This is a genomic window from Streptomyces sp. NPDC058955, assembly GCF_042741435.1.
Taxonomy (GTDB): Bacteria; Actinomycetota; Actinomycetes; order Streptomycetales; family Streptomycetaceae; genus Streptomyces.
Window position 1 is genome coordinate 37581 of sequence record NZ_JBHYKM010000057.1, and the last position, 4976, is coordinate 42556.

Here is a 4976-nt window from a genome sequence, read left to right on the forward strand (position 1 = left end):
CCTCTCACTATACCCCCTCGGCGGTCGTTGTCTCGCGCCCCGCGGGCGGGGCCGGCCGGGTGTGGCGGCGGCTGATCCGGCGCTAGGCGTGTCCTTCGGACCGGACCGGATCAGTGGCCGGGGGGCTGGGGCGGCAGGGCGGGGCCGAAGAGCTCGACGGCGTGGCGCACGCCCGCCAGGGCCTCGGCGAGGGCGCTGACGGAGCCGAGCGAGCCGGCCACGAGGAGCAGGCTGCGGCGCAGCCGCCACACCTCGGGGGCGCCGCTCACCGCCATCGCGTCGAGCGCCGCCAGTTCGTCCTCGGCGATCTCACGGTCGGCGAACTCCACCCGGTGTCCGGCCAGTTCGCGCCGGAGGCGGGCCACGGCGGACCGCAGTCCGGCCACCCTCGGGTCCACTGTCTCGCCGGTCACTGGCCTCTGCTCCACGCTCCGCAACACGGTCCCCCACTCCGAGACGTCCGCTCCGACTGGCTCCGGGCGGTGGTCGGGCGCCCTGAGTGGGGGTCAGTCAACACCTCGGCCGCCCGGCGGGGAAGAGGCCGGGCGCCGCATTCATGCGACCGTGTCATTCCGTGTCATGAGGTAAGCAGTCCCCATGACGAAGACTGTCTCTCCCTCTCCTTCCTCCCCTTCCTCCCAGCCGCTCGTCGCGGGTCTGCTGCTGGCCGCCGGCGGCGGGCGGCGGCTCGGCGGGCGGCCGAAGGCGCTGCTGCCGTACCGGGGCCGTCCGCTGGTCGAGCACGCGGTGCGGGTGCTGCGCGAGGGCGGCTGCGCGGTGGTGCACGTGGTGCTGGGCGCGTCGGCGGAGCTCGTCCGGGAGCGGGCCGAGCTGCCGGGGTGCGTACTGGTGGAGAACCCGGGGTGGGCGGAGGGCATGGGTTCGTCGCTGCGGGTCGGGCTGGCCTCGCTGGCGGCGGATCCGCGCGGGGTGGACGCGGCCCTGGTGTCGCTGGTGGACCAGCCGGGGATCGGCGCGGCGGCGGTGGCCCGGGTGCGGGCCGCGTACGGGGCGCGGGACGCGCTGGCGGCGGCCTCGTACGACGGGGAGCGGGGGCATCCGGTGCTGTTCGGCGCGGACCGGTGGGCGGGGATCGCGGCGGGCGCGGAGGGCGACCGGGGGGCGCGGGACTATCTGGCGGCGCACCGGGAGGCGGTGACGCTGGTGGACTGTTCGGACGTCGCGGAGCCCTTCGACATCGACACCGAGGGGGACCTGCACCGGCTGGAGGGGTGAGGCGCGCCGGGTGCGGGCACCTGGAGTGAGGGGGCTGGCACCCGGAGCCACGTTCTGTCGACCCGAAGAATCTCGACATCAACAAACGATTGAACTTCCACCATGAGGAAACTAATATCCACTGCATAGAAGCGCCTGATCCCCTGTGACGGCGCTCGCGGCCGTATCTCGGCACCCGCGGCACTCCGTGCCGTCCGTGACGCCCGGCGGCCGCCAGGTACCGCACGCGTAGTCCGCTGAAGGAAGTGACAGGTCATGTCCGCACCAGCGCCGTCCCCCCTGGTCGTCGTCGACGCCGAGCCCCTGCCGCGCCAGGAGGAGGTGCTGACGGAGGCGGCCCTCGCCTTCGTCGCCGAGCTCCACCGCCGGTTCACCCCGCGCCGGGACGAGCTGCTCGCGCGCCGCGCCGAGCGCCGCGCCGAGATCGCCCGCACCTCGACCCTCGACTTCCTGCCGGAGACCGCGGCGATCCGCGCCGACGACTCCTGGAAGGTCGCGCCGGCCCCGGCGGCCCTGAACGACCGCCGTGTCGAGATCACCGGCCCGACCGACCGCAAGATGACGATCAACGCGCTCAACTCCGGCGCGAAGGTGTGGCTCGCGGACTTCGAGGACGCCTCGGCGCCCACCTGGGAGAACGTGGTCCTCGGCCAGGTCAACCTGATCGACGCCTACACCCGGAACATCGACTTCACCGACGCCCGCACCGGCAAGTCGTACGCCCTCAAGCCCGCCGAGGAGCTCGCCACGGTCGTCATGCGGCCGCGCGGCTGGCACCTGGAGGAGCGTCACCTCGCCTTCGAGGGACGGTCCGTTCCCGGCGCGCTCGTCGACTTCGGCCTGTACTTCTTCCACAACGCGCAGCGCCTGATCGACCTCGGCAAGGGCCCGTACTTCTACCTGCCGAAGACCGAGTCGCACCTGGAGGCCCGCCTCTGGAACGACATCTTCGTCTTCGCCCAGGACTACGTCGGCATCCCGCAGGGCACCGTCCGCGCCACGGTCCTCATCGAGACCATCACGGCCGCGTACGAGATGGAGGAGATCCTCTACGAGCTCCGCGACCACGCCGCCGGCCTCAACGCGGGCCGCTGGGACTACCTCTTCTCCATCGTCAAGAACTTCCGTGACGGCGGGCAGAAGTTCGTCCTGCCGGACCGCAACGCGGTCACGATGACGGCCCCGTTCATGCGCGCGTACACCGAACTCCTGGTCCGCACCTGCCACAAGCGCGGCGCGCACGCGATCGGCGGCATGGCGGCCTTCATCCCGTCCCGCAAGGACGCCGAGGTCAACAAGGTCGCCTTCGAGAAGGTCAAGGCCGACAAGGACCGCGAGGCCGGCGACGGCTTCGACGGCTCCTGGGTCGCCCACCCCGACCTCGTGCCGATCGCCATGGCCTCCTTCGACGCCGTCCTCGGCGACAGGCCGAACCAGAAGGACCGCCTGCGCGAGGACGTCTCGGTGGCCCCCGGCGACCTCATCGCCATCGACTCGCTCGACGCCAAGCCCACCTACGACGGCCTGCGCAACGCGGCCCAGGTCGGCATCCGCTACATCGAGGCGTGGCTGCGCGGCCTCGGCGCCGTCGCCATCTTCAACCTGATGGAGGACGCGGCCACCGCCGAGATCTCCCGCTCGCAGATCTGGCAGTGGATCAACGCGGGCGTCGTGTTCGAGAACGGCGAGAAGGCGACCCCGGAGCTGGCCCGCAAGGTCGCCGCCGAGGAGCTGGCCGCCATCCGCGCCGAGATCGGCGAGGAGGCGTTCGCCGCCGGCAAGTGGCAGCAGGCCCACGACCTCCTCCTGCACGTCTCCCTCGACGCCGACTACGCGGACTTCCTCACCCTCCCCGCGTACGAGCAGCTCGTCGGCTGATCTCCGACGCACCCCCGTACAGGGCCCGGCCCCCGGTGAACGCACAGCTCCGGGGCCCGGGCCCTGGCGCGTCACAGGGGACGTGACGCAACCGAGATATGCAGCTACCTAGCGGTAATAAGCCGGCGCGTGCGAGATTCCGCCATGCCACCGGCCGGCGGCTGTCCCCCACGTCACTGCGTACCGCAGGAGCACACAGCCATGCTCTCGACCCCCCACCGCGCGCTGCGCGCACTCCTGGCCCTGTGTACCGCCGCCGGACTGGCCACGGCCGCCGCTCCGGCCGCCCACGCCGCCGCCGGCAGCGGCCCCACCGCCGTCGTCGCCATGGGCGACAGCTACGTCTCCGGCGAGGCCGGCCGCTGGCTCGGCAACAGCCTCACGAACTCCGGCAGCCGCGACGGCACCGACCGGGCCTGGACCGGCAGCGGCTACGACCCGTCGCGGGTGTACGGCTCCACCGCCGGCGGCTGCCACCGCTCGGACGTCTCCGAGGTCAGGAGCGCCGGACCGATCGCGAGCACCCTGATCAACCTGGCCTGCTCCGGGGCCACCACCGAGAACGTCTTCCGCGCCGCGCAGGGCGGCCGGGCGTACAAGGGCGAGGCCCCGCAGGCCGACCAGCTGGCCGCCGTCGCCGCCTCGCACGACGTGGAGCTGATCGCCCTGTCGATCGGGGGCAACGACCTCGGCTTCGCCGACATCATCACCACCTGCGCCACCGACTACATCGTCTGGTACTCGTACTGCCACGACGACCAGCAGGCCGAGGTCGACGCCAGGATCGACGGCGTGATGGCCGACGTCGGCAAGGCGGTCGACGAGATCCGGGCCGTGATGACCGGCGCGGGGTACGCGGCCTCCGACTACCGGATCGTGCTCCAGTCGTACCCGTCGCCGATCCCCCGCGCCGCCGAGAACCGCTACGCGGAGAGCGGCTGGTCCCGGACGAACACCGGCGGCTGCCCGTTCTGGAACAAGGACTCCGACTGGGCGCGGGACTCCCTCGTCCCTCAGCTCGCGAACCGGCTGCGGCAGGTGGCGGTCGCGAAGGGCGCGCAGTTCCTCGACCTGCGGGACACGCTCCAGGGCCGGGAGGTGTGCGCGAAGGCGAGCCGTCAGGTGACGGCGGCGCTGCCGCCGTCGGGGGCGGCGAGCGAGTGGGCGCGGTGGATCGACAGCCAGTCCACCCAGGGCCTCGTCCAGGAGTCCATGCACCCCAACGCGTACGGTCAGCAGGCCCTCGGGCGCTGCCTCGCGCTGATCCACGCCGTCCCGTCGGGCCACCGGGCCTGCCGGAACACGGCGGGCGCCGGGCCGTCGGGGATGTACCTCACGGCGGGCTGACGCACCTCACGGCAGGCTGATGCCGAGCGGGCCGAGGGCCCGCTCGGTGCCGTGCCGGTCGGCCTCGGCCATCGCCCCGACCAGGGCGGCCGAGCCGCCCGGCCAGTCGGCCGCCGCCGCGTCGAAGGCGGCCCGCCGGGACTCCAGCGGCCCCTTCTTGGCGGGCAGCCGGTCGAGGACGCGCAGGGCCCGGGCCGACACCGGCACCTGGACCGGGTCGGCGTCCTCGCCGCGCGTCCGGAGCGCGTCCAGGGCGTAGGCGCCGATCACCGGGTCGCGCAGCGCGCCGCGCAGGGCGCCGGGCGGGGCGGAGGCCGTGTCGAGGAGCCCGAACAGGGCGCGGACGGCGGCCCCTTCGGAGGCATGGGCGTGGACGGCGCCGAGCGCGGCCAGCAGCTCCGACCAGGCTTCGGCGGTCTCCCCGCGCGAGGTGCGCCCCTCGGCGCTCACGCGCGCGGCCCCCCGGGTGGGGCACAGGGCCGCCGCGCGCCCCCACGCCCTCGGGGGCCCCGCGG

Annotated in this window: 5 protein-coding genes; 3 read left to right on the plus strand and 2 right to left on the minus strand. The window is 73.6% G+C overall.

Annotated features, from left to right (window positions below; all coding sequences use genetic code 11):
- Positions 1-110 precede the first annotated feature (110 nt).
- Positions 111-440 (minus strand): DUF5955 family protein, encoded by a 330-nt coding sequence (locus ACFW1I_RS21915; RefSeq protein ID WP_384672479.1) that lies wholly within the window; start codon positions 438-440, stop codon positions 111-113.
- 157 nt (positions 441-597) lie between these two features.
- On the opposite strand from ACFW1I_RS21915, the gene ACFW1I_RS21920 reads away from it, so the two are divergent.
- The 3 genes from ACFW1I_RS21920 to ACFW1I_RS21930 all read left to right on the plus strand — a co-directional run bounded on the left by ACFW1I_RS21920 (position 598) and on the right by ACFW1I_RS21930 (position 4461).
- Positions 598-1236 (plus strand): NTP transferase domain-containing protein, encoded by a 639-nt coding sequence (locus ACFW1I_RS21920; RefSeq protein ID WP_384672482.1) that lies wholly within the window; start codon positions 598-600, stop codon positions 1234-1236.
- Between the two features lie 255 nt (positions 1237-1491).
- The gene (gene aceB, locus ACFW1I_RS21925) at positions 1492-3114 is read left to right on the plus strand and encodes a malate synthase A (protein WP_384672484.1); all 1623 of its coding nucleotides are present in this window, start codon (positions 1492-1494) and stop codon (positions 3112-3114) included.
- Positions 3115-3315: 201 nt separating this feature from the next.
- Positions 3316-4461, plus strand: a complete 1146-nt coding sequence (locus tag ACFW1I_RS21930; protein ID WP_384672486.1) for a GDSL-type esterase/lipase family protein — start codon at positions 3316-3318, stop codon at positions 4459-4461.
- A gap of 6 nt (positions 4462-4467) precedes the next feature.
- On the opposite strand, the gene ACFW1I_RS21935 is transcribed toward ACFW1I_RS21930, so the two are convergent.
- Positions 4468-4911, minus strand: a complete 444-nt coding sequence (locus tag ACFW1I_RS21935) for a hypothetical protein (RefSeq protein WP_384672488.1) — start codon at positions 4909-4911, stop codon at positions 4468-4470.
- Positions 4912-4976 lie beyond the last annotated feature (65 nt).